The organism is Protofrankia sp. CiP1_Cm_nod3 (assembly GCF_982290655.1).
In genome coordinates, this window is record NZ_CEVIVD010000063.1 from 26,158 (window position 1) to 28,601 (window position 2,444).

A 2,444-nucleotide genomic window follows, 5' to 3' on the forward strand; every position below is an offset into this window, starting at 1 on the left:
GAGAGGGAGGGGATCATTCGTCTGCGTCGCGTGCCCGCCGGTCCCGTAACATCGCCGACGGACAGGTGCGCGACCACAGCTCTTCCCGCGCTCCCTGCGCGCACGGAAACCATGGCATCCAGGAACCAGGAGCGGGACGCGTGGCGGGTCGGGTCGCGGTGATCGGCGGCGGTATTCTCGGGCTCGCGGTGGCCCGGCGGATCGGGCAGGTCGATCCCGCCGCCACGGTGACGGTCTTCGAGAAGGAGCATGACGTCGCCCGCCACCAGAGCGGACACAACAGCGGAGTCGTCCACGCCGGGCTGTACTACCAGCCGGGATCACTGAAGGCAACCCTGTGCCGACGGGGCGTGGTACTGCTCAGGGAGTACTGCGCCACGCACGGCATCCGCTACGACGAGTGCGGCAAGGTCGTGGTCGCGGTCGACGACAGCGAGCTGGGCAGGCTCGCCGACATCGCGCGCCGGGCACAGGCCAACGGCGTCCCGGACACCACCATGCTGGACGGGCACGACCTGCGCCGCTACGAACCGCACGCCCGCGGGGTGGCCGCGCTGCACTCCCCCACGACCGCGATCGTCGACTACCAGGCGGTGGCCCGCCGGCTGCGGGACAGCGTCCAGGACGCCGGCGGCACGGTGCGCACCGGCAGCGAGGTCGTCACCGTCGAGGAGCGCCCCGACGGCGTCCACCTGGGCCTGCGGGTCCGGGGGAACGTCCGGGTGCCGCCCAACGGCACGCACGCGACCGCGTCCCGCGCCGGTGGCACGGTCACGGCCGTGTCCACGGCGGCCGGGCCGTTCGACCTGCTAGTCGCCTGCGCCGGCCTGCAGTCCGACCAGGTCGCCGCGCTCACCGGCGAGGATCCCTCACCGCAGATCGTCCCGTTCCGCGGCGACTACTGGCTGCTGCGCCCGGAGCGTCGTGACCTCGTGCGTGGGCTGATCTACCCGGTGCCGGACCCGCGGTACCCGTTCCTCGGCATCCATCTGACCAGAAAGGTGGACGGAAACGTGCTGGTCGGCCCGAACGCGGTCCTCGCGACCGCCCGCGAGGGCTACACCGGGCTGACCGTGCGAGGCTCGGAGCTGCGTCAGACACTCGCCTGGCCGGGCTTCCGGACGATGGCCCGCCGGCACTGGCGGACCGGGGCCCGGGAGATCCTGCACACGACGAGCCGGCGTGCGTTCATCGCCGAGGCCCGCCGGTACGTCCCCCAGCTGCGGGCCGCGGACGTGGTCCGGGGGCCCTCCGGTGTCCGCGCGCAGGCGGTCGCGCGCGACGGCGCACTGGTGGACGACTTCGTGCTGTCGATACGCGGGAAGATCGTGCACGTGCGGAACGCGCCGTCACCGGCGGCCACCGCGTCCCTGGCCATCGCCGAGCACATCGTGGACAGGATCGTGGCCGAGCCGGCCGCGTGAGCGTACCGGCGGCTGTCGGCCGACCGCCCGGTCCGGCCACCAGCGCCGCTACGGCAGGGACATCCTGTACTGGCGGCTGTGAGCTGACCGCCTGGGGGATGAGCCCGGCCACGACCGCCGCCCGCATCGGGCGCCCCGTCCGCGCCCACCACTCGCGATCATCTGTCCTGCCCGCCGGGGCCGGGCCCGCCACGGGCCCGCTTCGGCCTTACGGGCAGAAACCGGGCCAGCAGCGCGCCGACGACAGTGAGCAGCCCGCTCAGCAGCGTGATCCACAGGCCTGGCCCCAGCTCGACCGAAAGGTCCAGGTCGATGTCGCCCAGCCGGTCGACGCGCAGCAGGCGGATCATGTCGATCACGGCGAGCAGGACGGTCGCCAGGCCGATCACGGCGGTGAGGATCCACCGCCAGCCCTTCCGGTCACGGCCGGTGAGCATCCCGCCGAGAACAACCGCCAGGACACCGAGCAACGCCGTCGTCCCACCGTAGTAGCGGCCGATCTCGGTGCCCCGCAGCGGGAGCTCCATGACGTCGAAGGCGGTGATGGTCGCCCAGGTCATGACCGAACCGACGACGGCCGCGGCACCGGCGACCAGCACGAGCAGGCCCCCCAGCAGCCCCACCAGCCGCTCCCCGGCACCCGCGGGTTCGCCTGCCGTGGTGCCCGTGCCGTCCGCGGGCCCACCGGCCGCCTCCCCCGGACGAGCGCCGATCGGGGCGCCCCACAGGAAGTCCGGCCCGGTGCCAGCACCCGACGGCCCGGCCTCACCCGGGGCGTCCGCGGCACGGCCCGCGGCGGGAGGCGGCCACGAGGCGCCGGACGCCGACGGTGTGCCGGGAGCGGCCGCATCGGAGGCCTCGCCACCGCCGGTATCCCGGCCGCCGCTGTCCGCGCCCCCGGCACCCGGTCCATGGCCACCGGGCGGCCGGGCCCACCGCGGGTCAGCCGTCAGCGCGTGCGCCGCACGCCGTTCGGCACGCCACCGGCGCAGCCGCTCCGACTCGCCGTCCGCGCCGTCC

Annotated in this window: 2 protein-coding genes; one reads left to right on the plus strand and one right to left on the minus strand. The window is 74.5% G+C overall.

Annotation, left to right across the window (positions count from 1 at the left end; translation table 11 throughout):
• The first annotated feature begins 140 nt into the window (after nucleotides 1–140).
• Nucleotides 141–1,424, plus strand: a complete 1,284-nt coding sequence (locus AC5LUJ_RS13830) for an L-2-hydroxyglutarate oxidase (protein ID WP_250282657.1) — start codon at nucleotides 141–143, stop codon at nucleotides 1,422–1,424.
• A 158-nt stretch (nucleotides 1,425–1,582) separates the two neighbouring features.
• Here the strand turns inward: AC5LUJ_RS13830 and AC5LUJ_RS13835 are convergent.
• Nucleotides 1,583–2,444: hypothetical protein (locus tag AC5LUJ_RS13835; RefSeq protein ID WP_493465051.1), on the minus strand; the 862-nt coding region annotated here is incomplete at its 5' end.